The sequence below is a fragment of the Bradyrhizobium sp. BR13661 genome, assembly GCF_029892425.1.
GTDB lineage: Bacteria > Pseudomonadota > Alphaproteobacteria > Rhizobiales > Xanthobacteraceae > Bradyrhizobium.
Window position 1 is genome coordinate 18,584 of record NZ_JARXWB010000041.1, and the last position, 13,644, is coordinate 32,227.

Below are 13,644 nucleotides of genomic sequence, written 5' to 3' on the forward strand. Positions count from 1 at the left end.
TTCCGTTCTCTAACCACAGGAGCATAGCGGAAAAAGAAAAAAGGCCCCCGGAACGTCTCCGTCCGAAAGCCTTCTCTCGTCACGTTTGGCGACTGACAGAGAATCACTTTCGCGAATCGCAGTCAAGCGTCTTTAGCAACGGCGCCGTTTTGGCGAGCAGATTTTCTTTGCCCGCATGAGGCAAAGACATGCAGTCACACTCTCCAACGACGCCCTTTGGGCGGCGATCGCTGATGCTTGCCCATGTGGCAAGCCAGATGGTCGCAACCGAACGTCCCCCCGAAAAGATCGTGCACAAATGGAAGATCTTCCACGCCATCTGCACGGCACGGCCACGTATTGGGGTGTCGGAGCGCTCGCTCTCGGTGTTAAACGCGCTCTTGACCTTCCATCCTGAGACGGCGCTGACAGGAGAGGATGATCTGATCGTCTTCCCATCGAACCATCAGCTCAGTCGACGGGCGCACGGCATGCCGGCATCGACGCTACGGCGTCACCTCGCTGTGCTGGTCGACGCGGGATTGATCGTTCGGCGCGACAGTCCGAATGGGAAGCGGTATGCCCGGAAGGACGATGCTGGCGAAATCGAACTCGCCTTCGGCTTCGATCTCTCGCCGCTCGTCGTGCGCTCGGAAGAGTTCGAGAGCCTGGCGGCCGATATCGAAGCCGAAGCCCGCGCGCTCAAGCTCGTGCGTGAGCGGATCACGCTGTGCCGGCGCGACATCGCGAAGATGATTGCAACTGGCATCGAAGAAGGCGTCCCGACGCGAAGGGCAGGGCAGGGGCCTGCCGATTGGCAGGAGGTGCATGCCGCCTTCCGCACGATGGTCGCTCAGATTCCGCGCACCGCGACGCGCCAGGAGCTCGAGCCGATCGCCGACGAGCTGTCGCAACTTGCTGACGATGTGCTCAATCTGCTGGAAGCGCACATCAAATCCAAAAATCCGAGCGCCAATGAGTCCCATTCTGAGCGCCACATACAGAATTCAAATCCAGACGCCCCTATTGATCTTGAACCTAGCCTTCAAGAAGGCAGGGCGGCGAGAGCTGAGCCAAAACCTCAACCATCGCGAGTCGCCGAAAGTTCGTATCCGTTGGGAATGGTCCTGAGTGCATGCCCGGACATCGTCGATTATGCGAAGGCTGGGATTTCGAATTGGCGCGATTTCCTGGCGACGGCGGCGGTCGTTCGATCCATGCTTGGGATCAGTCCTAGCGCCTGGGAGGAGGCGCAGACCGTGATGGGCGAGACCCAAGCTGCGATCGTGGTCGGCTGCATCCTGCAGCGAGGGGACGCGATCCGTTCCGCCGGCGGATATTTGCGCGGCCTGACACGAAAAGCCGAAGTCGGCGAATTCTCGCTCGGACCAATTCTGATGTCGCAGATCAACTCACGGCTCCATGAAAAACGAACGGCCTGACGGATGGGTAAGAGTCTCTTTGCGCCACCGCCTCGGGCTGATGCGTGGTCTGAGGCAGAATTTCATAAGGCCTTGGCTACCGCGTCAGATCCAATTTCTCTCATCAGGGCGCCGCGCAGGAGACTGGCGACCCCGAGATCGTCCGTGCGGCGATTGCGTACCCGGGCGTCATGCGCGGGCGGCCGGTCGGATCGAGGGGGCGTTTTACCGAGGGATCGTATCCTTTGGGAATGGTCCTCGACGCGTGTCTCCCGACATCGTCGATTACGTCAAGGGCGGCGGGATTTTCTCGCGACTGCGGCCGTCGTTCGATCGACGCTCGGGATCAGCCTAGTGCCTGGGAAGCGGCGCAAACAGACATGGGCGAGGTGCCCGCCGCCGTCGTCGCGTGCATCCAGCAGCGCGGGGCCGAGATCAATTCCGCCGGCGGCTACCTGCCGCGGTCTGACGCGAAAATCCGAGTTCGGCGATTTTTCGCTTGGCCCGATCCTGATGGCGCAGATTAATTCTCGGCGGCAGAACAAGAAGCGGGCGTGAGACGAGGAGGCGCGCTCCCAGACCTTGCCTTTTTCGTGTGATCGAAGGTGCCCGCGCTGACCCGGCTGCACTGTGTCGACGCAAAGCTGTTCGGAGAGATCGTCATGGCAAAATGCACTCCAATCAACCTCACGCCGTTCTTCCAACTTCGCGATGAAGACGCCGTGGAGCAACGGATGTACGTGGCAGGGTTCACCGACGAAGCGGGCGAGGCCTGGGGAACGCTGATTCCGTTGGATGCGGAGATGGTCGAGGGCGCCGTTCTGGGACAGCAGATATTCACTGCCTGGTGCAACTCTGACGGCCGTATCCAACCACAGCCGAACAGCGATGGCCTGTTTGAAGAGCTTCTGGAGAAGGGCCGATTGAAGGAGACACCCCTCGATGAACTCGTTGCTGAAGCCATCGAGCAGGGCAAGAATGAACCGAATGATGACATCCTCGATATGTTCGAGACCCTGCATGAGCGGCTGGTGCGGGCGCAGGGCATGGTCGCTGACGAGATTGCGCGGCGCAGGCGATGATTCGTCGCACCGCGTCTGCACTGGCGCGGTTCAATGCTGCAGGGCTGACTCGTCGAGAGAGGGCGGTGAAGAACCTTCGGTGGCGTTGGCGCGACGTCCGATAAGGCTCCGCTCTCGGGAGCGTGGTGCCGTTCCAACTTTTCCAGCATCAAACAGCGGCCGATGCCCGATACCGCGATTACTTCTGGGCCGCTAGATCTTGGGCAGCCGAGAGGCGTTGCGCCTCTTTTAGTGCGGCAGTTTTTGTCTTGAACGGACCGATGTCGTTCTCTCCAGTGTCAGGCAGCCAAGCGGGGAGGAACCACCACCCGCCGGGCTTCCCATAGCTGGCCGTGCTTCGGATCGATCCGACGCCTTCGGCGATGAACCAGCCAGGGTCGATTCCGTCTCGTTGCCATGAGATTTCCGACATCGTCTGTGTCCTTCCTCGATAGGAGGTGCAGATCGACTTTAAGTCACATCCCCGAGTTCTGCGACGATACACCGGGTCGATGACCGGCCTGTCCACTCCCGCCAGTACTTTTGACGTCTCGCAGGATGGGCGGCACGGATGCGGAGGGCGATGTTGCATCCACAGGGCGGACACATCGCTGGCCTCGTTATCAATCTTGCGATGGCAACTTCGACCGACGCGCCGGGTTTGCTGATAGCGACGATCTCCATTGCGAGTGACGACGCGTGGTCTAGGTGCCTGGCTAAGGTGAACTGCGTTTTGCTGCTGCGCCCGTTGCCTTGAGATCCGAATGGCTGAACCGATTAGGACCGCCCGTCTTCATTCCATGTGTTTTCGCGACGGGCGCACCCATCTGCGTCCTCGATAGAGGCTGGTCTGACCGAAGGCCGATCCCGCTTCGCGGGCTCTCGATCTTGTCCCCGCAACGTCCGTCCTCGACTTTCTTCCCCTGGCGCTGCGCGCCATTCCTCGCGGTTCAAGAAAGTCGCTGCCGGCCGCCCTCCATTTCATTTCGGCCCTTTGGGTGCAGGTCGATCGCCTCCGGTCTCACGACCGCCATCGAGGTCGCGATAGGCGCGGCCCGAGAAAACCAAGGGAATGAGATAATGGCTACCATCGGCACCTTCACCTCCACGGGCAATGGCTTCTCCGGCGCGATCAAGACGCTCAACCTCAACGTCAAGGCCAAGCTGATCCGCGTCGAGAACCCGTCCGACAAAGGACCGCACTTCCGCATCTACTCGGGCAACGTCGAGTTAGGTGCGGCCTGGCAGAAGACCGCCAAGGACAGCGAGCGCGACTACCTCTCCGTCAAGCTGGACGATCCGAGCTTCCCCGCTCCGATTTACGCCACTCTGACCGAGGTTGAGGGTGCGGAAGGCCTCCAACTGATCTGGTCCCGGCCGAACCGGGACTGAGGCCCAGCCAGTGGGCTCCGCCGCAAGGCGGGGCCTGCTCCCTTCGACAGGAGATGCGATCATGACCATCGACACCATTGAAGAATTGCGCGCCGAGCTGCGCGAATGCGTATTCACGCCGGCGGAGCGCAAGGCGCTCGAACGCGAGCTGGCCGAACTCATCCGCCGACGCAACGAAGCGCTCGCAGCCGAGGAGCGGGCATAAGCCCCTTGTCTTGCGACTTACGATGCGCCGTCGCTCGGGGCCGCTCCTCCGTTCAGAACATCCTTGATGGCTTTGGCAGGCGTAAAGGTCAGCTTCCTGGAAGCTGCGATCGCAATCGTTGCGCCGGTGGACGGATTGCGGCCCTCACGAGCGGGGCTATCCTTGACCTTGAACTTTCCGAAGCCTGGAAGGCTCGTCTCGGCCCCGCTTACGGCCGCATCAGCGATCGCCTTGAACACGCTATCGACGATGGTTTTCGCCTGAGCCTTCGTCAGGTCGTTCTCGGCCGCAATCTTCTCGGCGATCTCATTGGCAGTCGTCATGGGACGAGCTCCGTCTTGTTTCGATTTTGCTCGTCTGACATCAAAGCAGTGGAACAGATAGAGCCGACATCACAGGCGGAGCCGCAGTCCCCGAAAAATTGTCACTATGACAGCTTTCCGTCCGCTGCAGCGTAACCGCGCCTCCGCTTGGCACGCTCGAGCCGTCCGAACGCTTCGACCGCCTCTGCACTGCCGTCGAAGGTCTGCACCATGGTCTGGCCATTCGTGCCGATCCGGCCCCAATTGCGGATCAGCGACGTTTCTCCGAACAAGGTCGGCTGCGTGGACAGCGAATAATACCGCCGCATATTGCGCGCGGCATCGATGCGGCGCAGATGAAGCGGTTCTGGTTCCAGTTTCGGCATGGGCGGATTCTTGCTTCCCTCGCAAGCTCCGTCCAATGAGTTTTATGAATCGATGGGGCAGGTCGATTCATTTTATCGATAGGTCAATTTCGCCGGAAATTGCGCCGACCCGACGTGGGATTAAACCCTTCCGCGGCGGAGACTTCGGTACCGGGATGCCCGCGTCGCAATGCCGAGCTTGCAATTGCGACGGTCTTTATTGAAACAGCCGGTCGCAAGCGATCGGTCTTTGATCTAAAGCTTCCTGCGGCCAATTCGACAGGGTCGGCACATTGTCGTTGCACCGACGCATTCGAGGCAGGCGACACCAATCTTTCTCGCGATAGGTAAAACGTATTCCCATCGATGCAGATAGCTATCCCATAGAGAAATCGTATCCTGCGGGTCCAGTCTTAACAGTGTGCGCTTGGGCGATCCCCTCCGGGGACGGCTCTACTCGCGCCGCCGCGGCGACGCTCCCGGAGCCCACAAGCGGTCTCCGCGCATTCGCGTGACGATCCTCTCGCGATCGTGTCGCTGTGGTCCAGCAACAATCACGATCTCGGTCTGGCTTCTAGCAATTTGCTCCTCCCGATGGCTCCAGACGGACCTGACTCTTATGACAGGGGATTCGCCGAACGAATTTCAGGATCGTTCCGGTGATTAGATTCGCAATCGTCTGTTGGTTCAAACCAACATCCCTCAGGACATGATGGACAAGGACATGACTCCCGCGCCGTTGGACCGATTTCGGGCCTCAAGATGAAGACAATTGTCATCAACAATCAAAAGGGCGGGGTCGGCAAGACGACTCTTGCTGTACATTTGGCTTGGTTCATGGCGGAAGCAAATCTCCGCGTTCTCATGATCGACGTTGATGCGCAGAGCAATGCGACGGATACGTTGAGGCATTACGCCGGTTCAACGTTAGCCGCGGATTTGTTCAAGCCGGGGATACGGGTCGTACCTCGAGACGACGAAGGCCTAACGCTCGCGCCGGCCGATAGCTCACTGACGGATCTCGATCGCAGCAATGCAGCCGCCATAACGGCTCTGCAAGAGAACCTCGCTATCGCGTCGGATCAGTTCGATGCCTGCGTCATCGATACGCCCCCTTCACTTGGACTTCGCAGCGTCGGCTGTTTGGTTGCAGCGTCGCATGTGCTGGCTCCTATTTATCTGGAGGACTATTCGATCAAGGGCGTCAAAGGTCTGATGCAGACCGTGATCGGTGTGCAGAGGCGTTATGGCCGCCAGGATACGAAGTTCCTCGGGTTGCTGCCTTCGAACTTCAACACGAAATCGCCCCGTCAAAGGATGCATCTGGAGCAGCTCTTGCGCGAGGCCGGCAAATATGTGTTTCCGGGCCAGATCGTTGCAAGGGATGGCTACGCTGAGGCCGTCGCGGAACGCCTGCCGGTCTGGAAACTGAAGCGCCGCTCTGCGCAGGAGGCTGGTCGGGAAATCCGCGATGTTCTCGCCAAGATCGTCGCGCAGATGAACGAGTCGATACATGGCGCTTGATCTCAGCTTTAAGCAGCTCATCGCCGCCGCGGAAGATGGTGCCGCCACAATCGGGCAACCGACTTGCATCTCTATCGACCGTATTGACGAAGATCCGGACCAGCCCCGGCGCAGCTTCGACGAACAGAAGCTCGACGAGCTTGCGGAATCGGTCCTTCAGCATGGAGTGCTGCAACCGATCGTGCTGCGGCAAGCGACCGAGGAAGGCCGGTACGTGATCGTCATGGGTGCGAGGCGGTATCGTGCTGCTAAGCGCGCCGGGCTCCGTGTGATGCCGGCTTTCATTCATGCCGCTGGTTCTGCGGATCGTTATGTCCAGATGATCGAGAATATCCAGCGCGATGACCTCAATGCCCCCGAAATTGCGGCGTTCATCGCGGACCGCTTGGAGCAGGGTGATAACCAGGCTGACATCTCGCGCAAGCTCGGTAAGCCCAGGGACTGGGTGTCTCGCTACGCGTCGGTCAAGAATATGCCGGACTTCCTTCGGTCGAAGCTTGCTGGCTCGTCAATCCGTGCTGTGTATGAGCTCTACCAGGCTTGGCGTGAGCAGCCCAACGCCGTCGAGACCTTATGCGCAGCACAGGAGAGCTTCACCGATGCACACGCCCGTCAGTTGGCCCGCAAAATTCGCACCGAGGTCCGCGGTTCCCCTGCTGATGGCGAGGGCCCCCCTGGAGATCAACCACCACGAAGCGAGATCGCACCGCAAACGGCATTGCGACCCATGGAGAGAGACCGCGTGACGGCGATCGCGGAAAGGTCCTTCAACTCTTCAGTCGATCGGAACGCGAGAATGAGTACATCGCTGACAATCAGAGTGCGTCACCAAGATCGCACGGGCTGTCTTCTGGTCGATCGACTCGCGTCTCGAGGCTCACGCCATGCCGTGCTGCTGATCGATGGCGCAGAAGTAGCGGAAGAGGTTCCAGCATCGACCATCACAATCGAAGAGATCCTGTCGGCATGAAGCTGGTCTTAGACAGCCTCCTCAGAAACGCTGCTACAGTTGGTGCGCCGGCGGAGCGGATTTCCCATCCGAAGGATGGCGCGTTAGCGCAGCAGCCGGAGGCCGAACGCGCCCTCCACAGCGCCGTAGAGAGGCCGGAGGCTGCTGGAAAGCCGCGGTCCACATATTCAGTGCCAATGTTGCGAATCTGCCCGCGCGGTGTTCGTGGAGTACAAGCATTACGGGCGACGGCTGCGTCCTTCCCAGAAGAGCTCTCCTCATCGATCGTCGGCTGTGACCTGGAGCAACTCCCGAGCCTTGCCTGCCGAGCCCGATGGTTTGAACCAACATGGAGGGGGTGGAGGGTTTCGCCTTTTCTAGTGCAGGATAGGCTTCGCGCCAGCGATGTATTACATCGCGATTGGGATCGGAGTGCATGGCTCTGATTTCGCTTCGCGTCTCCGACGAAGTCGCGGCAGAGTTCTCAGTTCTTGCAGCTACCCAGGGCGGTAAATCCGCGCTGCTGCGGCGTCTCATTGCTGATGCACTTGCTGCGCCAGCGCCGCGCATCTTGGCATTGCCGGTCGGACGGCCGGAGAAGGTGACGGTGCGATTTCGCGAGAGCGAGATGCGGCAGCTCGCGGAAGTCTCACATCAGCGTGGCATGACGCGAACCGGTTGGATCGTTGCGCTGGTGCGCTCGCGATTGGGATCACCGGTGCAGCATTCCCCGGACGAGCACGACGCGCTTCGTGCGATCGTTCGCGAGCTCAACCGGATCGGCGGCAATATCAACCAGATCGCGCGCGCCGCAAACACCAGTGTGCTGCAGGGCAGGGCGGTTGAGCCCGATTTATCCGCAATTCAAGAGGCCAAATTGGTCATTGAAAGGGAGCTCGCGCAATTGCGTAATGCGTTGAATGGCAACGCAGATTATTGGGACGGGCGGCGATGAGTCGGCGCCACTCGACCCGGCCGACCGACCTGGTGTCCGAACTTCCGCCGATCTCGTATGTCTGGGAAACGCCCAATCGGCGCCCTCGGCGAGCCGAGTGGGATATTTCCGATCCAGCTGTCCCCGGCCGCCTTACGCCGGCGATGCGTGCAAAGCTCGAACGCATCGTGCGCCGAGCGCCAGAGGTGATGGTCAAGATCACTGGTCGCACCAAGAGCGTGGCGCATCTGAGGTCGCACCTCGCATACATCACGCGAAACGGGGAGCTCAATGCGGAAACAGAGCAGGGCGCGGCTCTGACGGGTCGTTCCGGACTGAAAGATCTGCAGCAACGCTGGGAGGATGATGCCGGTTTCGACGACAAGCGTCGCCGCGATGGGTCGCTCTCGGTCAACATCATTCTATCGATGCCGGCTGGCACCGATGCCATCGCAGTCAAGGATTCAGCTCGGGCTTTTGCCATCGAGACGTTCGATGGCAATCACGACTACGTTTTCGTCCAGCATCTCGACGACAAGCATCCCCACGTGCACTTGACCGTTCGGTCCCTGGGCCATGACCGCAAGCGCCTCAACCCGCGTAAGGCCGATCTTCAGGCCTGGCGCGAACGTTTTGCGGGCGAACTCAGGCTTCGCGGGATTGCAGCGGAGGCAACGCCGCGGCGAACCCGCGGACGCGTTCGAAAGGCCGATCGCGGGGCGGTCCTCGCTCTCCGCAAGCGAAAGATCACGCCCGATGTCGATCGGCTCGCCCGTAAGGAGGTGCTTTCGGAGGTGAGGGGCGGCAGGACCGCCAAACTCCCTTGGGATGAACAGATTAAGTCACGTCAGGACGCGATCCGGCGGCGATATCTCGAATATGCCGCGGAGCTACAGCGCTCTGGAGCGGCAGCAGATCACGAGTTAGCTCGCCAAGTTCGGCAATTCGTCGACGACATGCCCGCCGTTGAAACTCGCCGGCATGCGCTGAAGAACGAGCTTTCGGAGCTTGCCAATACTCGGCGGCGCGGCGCGGACCAGGGCATCGATGCAGAAGGGGGCGACAAAGCACGAGGCAATGAGCGAACCAGATAACCGAGCGCACGAATCATAATCCTGGGGTCGGGGGTTCGCGTCCCTCCCCCGACTCGAACCCCCGAAACGTGGCTGACTTTGCTCCCGGTCCGAATTCATCTGCCCATCGTCCGGGAGCCTATTATGTTTGCACGAAATGATTGGAAGCCTCAGCAAGTCGCAAGAAGTTCAAAAATATTGCGGGTCCGTACTGAGTCAGTATCGATTCCGGGTGAAATTGCACGCCATAAGTTGGTTGATCGCGATGTGCGATTGCCATGATCTCGCCGTCGTCTGAACGCGCCGTTACCATCAGCAAAGATCCCGACGCATCATCGAGCTGCACAATGAGAGAATGGTAGCGCCCAACGCGAAGCGGCGACGGCAGTGCCTTGAACAGCCCTCGGCCATCATGAGTAACGTGCGAGGCCTGGCCGTGCATGGGGCGACATGCGCGCGCGACCCTACCGCCGAAAACGCTTCCGATACATTGGTGTCCAAGGCAGATGCCGAGGATCGGGACCCGGCCGGAGAGTTCACGAACAACGGCCGTCGAGATCCCAGCCTCCGTTGGCGTGCACGGCCCCGGCGAGATCACTACCGCGCGTGGCCGGAGCCGAACGAGATCGCGAACGCTGGTCGCGTCGTTCCGGACCACCTCCGTCGCTTCCCCGAGTTCCCGGAAGTAGCGAGCGATATTGAAGACGAAGGAATCGTAGTTGTCGATGATCGCAATCATGACGCACCCTTCGTCTCTGCGCGAAATGCGTCAAAGATGCGTTGCGCCTTTGCGAGTGTCTCCTCGTATTCAGCGCTTGGCTCCGACATCGCCGTGATGCCGCCACCGGCATGAAAAACCGCAAGGTCATCGTCGATCGTGACGGTCCTGATCGCAATATTTGTATCCATCTGCCCGTTGAAACTGATGAAGCCGATGGCCCCGCAATAGACCTCACGCGCAACACGTTCGATGTCGGCGATGATTTCCATCGACCGCACCTTCGGCGCCCCGGTGACCGAGCCGCCAGGAAAGCAGGAGCGCAGCAGGGTGACGGCATCGTGATCAGCTGCGAGTTTGCCGGTGACGACCGAAACCAGGTGGTGCACAGAAGCATAAGATTCAAGGCCGCACAGAACGGGAACCTTCACGGAGTGCGCGGTGCAAACGCGTGACAGGTCATTTCGGAGGAGGTCGACGATCATCACGTTTTCGGCGCGGTCCTTCTCGCTTGCAAGCAGCAATTCAGCGCGTTGCCGATCTTCCTGCGGATCGCCGGAACGCCTGATCGTGCCCTTGATCGGGCGCGTTTCAACCTGTTGCCCATCGAGTCTGAGGAATCGTTCCGGCGAGCTCGATGCAATGGTCAACTTGCCGTAACGCAGAAGGGCGGCAAAGGGCGCCGGGTTCAATGCCCGTAGCCGACAGTAGAAGGCGAGCGGATCAAACGGGCTCGACAGCCTGGTGCTGAAGCGTTGCGCGATGTTGGCTTGGAAAATATCTCCGGCCAGGATCAAGTCCATGACCTGCTGCACGGCCGCGACATAGCTATCGCGGCTGAAGTTCGAATGCCATGAGCTCGCTGCGGTATGGGAGCGGTTCTGTGGAGAACTTGGGCCTGCAAGCAGCGCCGCAAACTCATCGGCGCGATGGCCAGCGCGTTTGCTGCGACGTGTGGGGTCCTGCTCGGGCCATCCGGTCGAAAGGATCCAGCATTTTTGATCGCGATGGTCGTAGGCGAGGACCACGTCGTAGAAATGTAGAATCGATTGTGGAAATCCTTGTCCCTGCGCTGCCGGCGGTGGCAGCCGTTCCAGGGTCCTGTTCAGATCGTAGGAAAAGAAGCCGGCCACGCCGCCTTGGAACGGGGGGAAATCGGGGCGATAGTGTTGCGGGTAGCTAGCAAGGAGCGCGCGAAGGGCGTGCCATGGATCGCCTTCGAGAGGCTCGCCGTTGCAGCTCGCGCGCCCGTCCGCGACTACGTAGCTGCTGAAGGGATCGCAGGCCAGATATGAGTAGCGTCCAAGTAATTCGTGTTTTGCTGCGCTGTCGAGAAACGTGAGGTGCGGCCGATGTGCGAGACGTCGCATCGCCGTGACCGGCTCGATCCAGGGCAATTCGCGGATATGCATAAGACTTACGGGCCGACATCCGCCAAATTATAGTCGGCCGCGAACCGAAGTTCCCGCAGTGGTCGTACCCGCTTGATCGATTCCTTGTAGAGATCGTGCGCCTTGTAGGCGGCGAGCTCAGCATCATTCTCGAATTCACCGTAAACGACGACGTCGATGTCATTGCCGAGCTGGTCGGTCTTGCGGTTGCGCGCGATCTCGAGTCGGCGTGCATGTGGGATGGCGGTAAGAACCGAGAGGCCATCGACGATCCGGTCGATGTCGGTCTTGTCCTTGGCGGTGAATAAGACGATGTGGCGGATCATGGCTGGCTATGGCTCGTGTGAGATGAAAGGCTGATCGCAGGGCTATCTTGGTATCACACCAGCGACGGACGCCGCATGGTGCCGTGCGATTGTTGTTCCTCATCATGACGCGGGGAAGGCGAGGCGCTCAATGGTTTGAATGTGGCGCGCGAGCAGACCGCAGGCCTGATCGATGTTGCGCGATCGTAACGCTTGCAGGATCAAGCGGTGATCCTGATTGGAGCGCGGTCGCCATCCGGCACTGCGCGCCATCGCGAACACCAGACGCGAATTTGCGAGCTGCAGTCCATCGAGGCAGGCGAGGAGTCGCGGCATTGCGCAGGGTGCCACCAGGGCGTGGTGAAACGTGCGATTGGTGACCTCGAACTCCTGAATCGTCTCGGCATTGTCTGCTTCGATCAGGGCCAGCTCAATCCGCGCCAGATGAGCCGACGTGAGCTTCGGCGCGGCATTGCGCAACGCGACCACTTCCAACGCTGCGCGCATCTCGGCGATCTCCTTCACCGAGCTGGCGTCAAGCGGCGCAACGCGCACGCCGCGGCGGGGCACGGCCCGAACGAGATGTTGCGCCTCCAATTGCCGAAAAGCTTCCCGCACAGGGACGTGGCTCGAGTTGAATTCTCTCGCGAGATGGTCCTGCCGGAGCGGTGCGTCTGGCTCTAGTGCGCCGCTGATGATGCGCTCCCCGATTGACTGGGCAATGCGTTGCGCGGTCGTCGTGTTCTCGTTCTCCATTATCATAGATTATCTATCGCAAAATCGGATGCGCTGACACGCGACGTCCGCTAGCATGATCCATGGCAGAATAATTATAGATAATCAATATGATTATCTATGAGATGCGCACTGAGGAAGGACTTATGGCTCAGAGGGTCTATGGCATGGAAGCAAAACCGAACGACGGCTGCGACATCGAACCTGTCCGCCATGACTGGACCCGTGCGGAGGCGCAGGCACTGTACAACTCGCCGTTTTCCGACTTGTTATTCCGTGCCCAGGCCGTTCACCGCCGCCACTTCGATCCTAATCACGTGGAGACCGCGAGCCTCCTCAGCATCAAGACCGGCGGGTGTCCCGAGGATTGCGGCTATTGCTCTCAGAGCGCGCATTATGACACGGGGCTGAAGGCGACGCGGCTGATGGACAAGGCGGATGTGATCGCCACTGCCGAGCGCGCGAAAGCGGCCGGCGCGGCGCGCTTCTGCATGGCAGCGGCGTGGCGCAGTCCAAGGGACCGCGACCTCGATCAGGTCTGCGAGATGGTCAGCGCCGTGAAGGGCCTCGGAATGGAGACCTGCGTGACACTCGGCATGCTGACGGCTCAGCAGGCGCAGCGCTTGCGCGAGGCCGGCCTCGATTTCTACAACCACAATGTCGACACCTCGCCTGAATTCTACGGCCAGATAATCACCACCCGGACCTTGCAGGATCGCATCGACACGCTCGCCCGGGTGCGCGCGGCGGGCATCAAGGTCTGCTGCGGCGGCATCATCGGTATGGGAGAGGGCGTCGCGGACCGGCTCGGCATGCTGGTGCTGCTCGCCAATCTTCCGAGCCATCCGGAAAGCGTCCCGATCAACCTCTGGAACGAGGTCAAGGGCGTGCCGGTCAACGACACCGCGGAGCGGCCGGATCCGATCAGTCTCGCGCGGCTTGTCGCGATCGCCCGCATCATGATGCCACAAAGCGTGGTGCGGCTGTCCGCCGGGCGGCAATACATGACCGACGAATTGCAGGCGCTGTGCTTTCTCGCTGGCGCCAATTCGATCTTCATCGGCGACGTGCTTCTCACGACGCGAAACCCGCAGCGCGACCTCGATGCGGAGCTGCTCGGGCGGCTCGGCATCAAATCCAATCTCGACCAGGCGCGACCGGTCACCGGCCAACCCGCGCCGGCTCACGATAACGTTCAGAGCGGTTGAGGCCAAACCCCGCCTCCGCGGTCCCCGGGAGAATCTTGAAATGTCGGGAACACGCAGGGCTTCGTGATTGGCCGCTGCCCGA

At 60.4% G+C, this 13,644-nt stretch carries 16 protein-coding genes and 1 pseudogene; 10 read left to right on the plus strand and 7 right to left on the minus strand.

Annotated features, from left to right (window positions below; translation table 11 throughout):
• Positions 1 to 188: 188 nt before the first annotated feature.
• From repC (M2427_RS37945) to M2427_RS37955, 3 genes and pseudogenes are all read left to right on the plus strand, one after another.
• Positions 189 to 1,421 carry a plasmid replication protein RepC gene (repC, locus tag M2427_RS37945; protein ID WP_280711925.1) on the plus strand — a complete coding sequence of 411 codons (1,233 nt, stop codon included), beginning with the start codon at positions 189 to 191 and terminating at the stop codon, positions 1,419 to 1,421.
• A gap of 209 nt (positions 1,422 to 1,630) precedes the next feature.
• A pseudogene (repC, locus tag M2427_RS42185) lies at positions 1,631 to 1,958 on the plus strand (replication initiation protein RepC); the annotation flags it as partial.
• Positions 1,959 to 2,005: 47 nt separating this feature from the next.
• The gene (locus tag M2427_RS37955) at positions 2,006 to 2,482 is read left to right on the plus strand and encodes a hypothetical protein (protein ID WP_280711927.1); all 477 of its coding nucleotides are present in this window, start codon (positions 2,006 to 2,008) and stop codon (positions 2,480 to 2,482) included.
• Positions 2,483 to 2,660: 178 nt separating this feature from the next.
• Here M2427_RS37955 and M2427_RS37960 read toward each other — a convergent pair whose 3' ends face one another.
• Complete coding sequence (locus M2427_RS37960) at positions 2,661 to 2,894, minus strand: hypothetical protein (RefSeq protein ID WP_280711928.1); 234 nt, start codon at positions 2,892 to 2,894, stop codon at positions 2,661 to 2,663.
• Positions 2,895 to 3,541: 647 nt separating this feature from the next.
• On the opposite strand from M2427_RS37960, the gene M2427_RS37965 reads away from it, so the two are divergent.
• Both M2427_RS37965 and M2427_RS37970 read left to right on the plus strand, forming a co-directional pair.
• A complete protein-coding gene (locus M2427_RS37965) occupies positions 3,542 to 3,853 on the plus strand; it encodes a DUF736 domain-containing protein (protein ID WP_280711929.1) in 312 nt (103 codons plus the stop codon).
• A 61-nt stretch (positions 3,854 to 3,914) separates the two neighbouring features.
• Complete coding sequence (locus tag M2427_RS37970) at positions 3,915 to 4,058, plus strand: hypothetical protein (RefSeq protein WP_280711930.1); 144 nt, start codon at positions 3,915 to 3,917, stop codon at positions 4,056 to 4,058.
• 17 nt (positions 4,059 to 4,075) lie between these two features.
• Here M2427_RS37970 and M2427_RS37975 read toward each other — a convergent pair whose 3' ends face one another.
• Both M2427_RS37975 and M2427_RS37980 read right to left on the minus strand, forming a co-directional pair.
• Entirely contained in the window at positions 4,076 to 4,381 is a 306-nt protein-coding gene (locus M2427_RS37975) for an HU family DNA-binding protein (protein ID WP_280711931.1), read from the minus strand.
• Positions 4,382 to 4,485: 104 nt separating this feature from the next.
• Positions 4,486 to 4,746 (minus strand): WGR domain-containing protein, encoded by a 261-nt coding sequence (locus M2427_RS37980; RefSeq protein WP_280711932.1) that lies wholly within the window; start codon positions 4,744 to 4,746, stop codon positions 4,486 to 4,488.
• A gap of 741 nt (positions 4,747 to 5,487) precedes the next feature.
• Between M2427_RS37980 and M2427_RS37985 the strand changes: the two genes are divergently transcribed.
• The 4 genes from M2427_RS37985 (at position 5,488) to M2427_RS38000 (ending at position 9,226) form a co-directional block, all read left to right on the plus strand.
• The gene (locus tag M2427_RS37985; RefSeq protein ID WP_280711933.1) at positions 5,488 to 6,249 is read left to right on the plus strand and encodes a ParA family protein; all 762 of its coding nucleotides are present in this window, start codon (positions 5,488 to 5,490) and stop codon (positions 6,247 to 6,249) included.
• The gene (locus tag M2427_RS37990) at positions 6,239 to 7,219 is read left to right on the plus strand and encodes a ParB/RepB/Spo0J family partition protein (protein ID WP_280711934.1); all 981 of its coding nucleotides are present in this window, start codon (positions 6,239 to 6,241) and stop codon (positions 7,217 to 7,219) included. The genes M2427_RS37985 and M2427_RS37990 overlap by 11 nt, the downstream gene beginning before the upstream one ends.
• Positions 7,220 to 7,634: 415 nt before the next feature.
• Complete coding sequence (locus M2427_RS37995) at positions 7,635 to 8,153, plus strand: MobC family plasmid mobilization relaxosome protein (RefSeq protein WP_280711935.1); 519 nt, start codon at positions 7,635 to 7,637, stop codon at positions 8,151 to 8,153.
• Positions 8,150 to 9,226, plus strand: coding sequence for a relaxase/mobilization nuclease domain-containing protein (locus tag M2427_RS38000; protein WP_280711936.1), 1,077 nt, complete (start codon positions 8,150 to 8,152; stop codon positions 9,224 to 9,226). Before M2427_RS37995 ends, M2427_RS38000 begins: the two co-directional genes overlap by 4 nt.
• A gap of 121 nt (positions 9,227 to 9,347) precedes the next feature.
• On the opposite strand, the gene M2427_RS38005 is transcribed toward M2427_RS38000, so the two are convergent.
• The 4 genes from M2427_RS38005 to M2427_RS38020 form a co-directional block, all read right to left on the minus strand.
• Positions 9,348 to 9,944 (minus strand): aminodeoxychorismate/anthranilate synthase component II, encoded by a 597-nt coding sequence (locus tag M2427_RS38005; RefSeq protein WP_280711937.1) that lies wholly within the window; start codon positions 9,942 to 9,944, stop codon positions 9,348 to 9,350.
• Positions 9,941 to 11,335, minus strand: coding sequence for an aminodeoxychorismate synthase component I (pabB, locus tag M2427_RS38010; RefSeq protein ID WP_280711938.1), 1,395 nt, complete (start codon positions 11,333 to 11,335; stop codon positions 9,941 to 9,943). Before pabB ends, M2427_RS38005 begins: the two co-directional genes overlap by 4 nt.
• Before the next feature lie 5 nt (positions 11,336 to 11,340).
• Positions 11,341 to 11,640, minus strand: coding sequence for a Dabb family protein (locus tag M2427_RS38015; RefSeq protein WP_280711939.1), 300 nt, complete (start codon positions 11,638 to 11,640; stop codon positions 11,341 to 11,343).
• Positions 11,641 to 11,742: 102 nt separating this feature from the next.
• Complete coding sequence (locus M2427_RS38020; protein WP_280711941.1) at positions 11,743 to 12,381, minus strand: GntR family transcriptional regulator; 639 nt, start codon at positions 12,379 to 12,381, stop codon at positions 11,743 to 11,745.
• A 140-nt stretch (positions 12,382 to 12,521) separates the two neighbouring features.
• Between M2427_RS38020 and bioB the strand changes: the two genes are divergently transcribed.
• On the plus strand, positions 12,522 to 13,562 hold the full coding sequence (gene bioB, locus M2427_RS38025; protein WP_280711968.1) for a biotin synthase BioB: 1,041 nt from the start codon (positions 12,522 to 12,524) through the stop codon (positions 13,560 to 13,562).
• Positions 13,563 to 13,644 lie beyond the last annotated feature (82 nt).

Bases quoted from the DNA above. Each gene is read 5' to 3' on its own strand.
- repC (WP_280711925.1), top strand. From the start codon at position 189: ATGCAGTCACACTCTCCAACGACGCCCTTTGGGCGGCGATCGCTGATG.
- M2427_RS37960 (WP_280711928.1), bottom strand. From the start codon at position 2,894: ATGTCGGAAATCTCATGGCAACGAGACGGAATCGACCCTGGCTGGTTC.
- M2427_RS37965 (WP_280711929.1), top strand. From the start codon at position 3,542: ATGGCTACCATCGGCACCTTCACCTCCACGGGCAATGGCTTCTCCGGC.
- M2427_RS37970 (WP_280711930.1), top strand. From the start codon at position 3,915: ATGACCATCGACACCATTGAAGAATTGCGCGCCGAGCTGCGCGAATGC.
- M2427_RS37975 (WP_280711931.1), bottom strand. From the start codon at position 4,381: ATGACGACTGCCAATGAGATCGCCGAGAAGATTGCGGCCGAGAACGAC.
- M2427_RS37980 (WP_280711932.1), bottom strand. From the start codon at position 4,746: ATGCCGAAACTGGAACCAGAACCGCTTCATCTGCGCCGCATCGATGCC.
- M2427_RS37985 (WP_280711933.1), top strand. From the start codon at position 5,488: ATGAAGACAATTGTCATCAACAATCAAAAGGGCGGGGTCGGCAAGACG.
- M2427_RS37990 (WP_280711934.1), top strand. From the start codon at position 6,239: ATGGCGCTTGATCTCAGCTTTAAGCAGCTCATCGCCGCCGCGGAAGAT.
- M2427_RS37995 (WP_280711935.1), top strand. From the start codon at position 7,635: ATGGCTCTGATTTCGCTTCGCGTCTCCGACGAAGTCGCGGCAGAGTTC.
- M2427_RS38000 (WP_280711936.1), top strand. From the start codon at position 8,150: ATGAGTCGGCGCCACTCGACCCGGCCGACCGACCTGGTGTCCGAACTT.
- M2427_RS38005 (WP_280711937.1), bottom strand. From the start codon at position 9,944: ATGATTGCGATCATCGACAACTACGATTCCTTCGTCTTCAATATCGCT.
- pabB (WP_280711938.1), bottom strand. From the start codon at position 11,335: ATGCATATCCGCGAATTGCCCTGGATCGAGCCGGTCACGGCGATGCGA.
- M2427_RS38015 (WP_280711939.1), bottom strand. From the start codon at position 11,640: ATGATCCGCCACATCGTCTTATTCACCGCCAAGGACAAGACCGACATC.
- M2427_RS38020 (WP_280711941.1), bottom strand. From the start codon at position 12,381: ATGATAATGGAGAACGAGAACACGACGACCGCGCAACGCATTGCCCAG.
- bioB (WP_280711968.1), top strand. From the start codon at position 12,522: ATGGAAGCAAAACCGAACGACGGCTGCGACATCGAACCTGTCCGCCAT.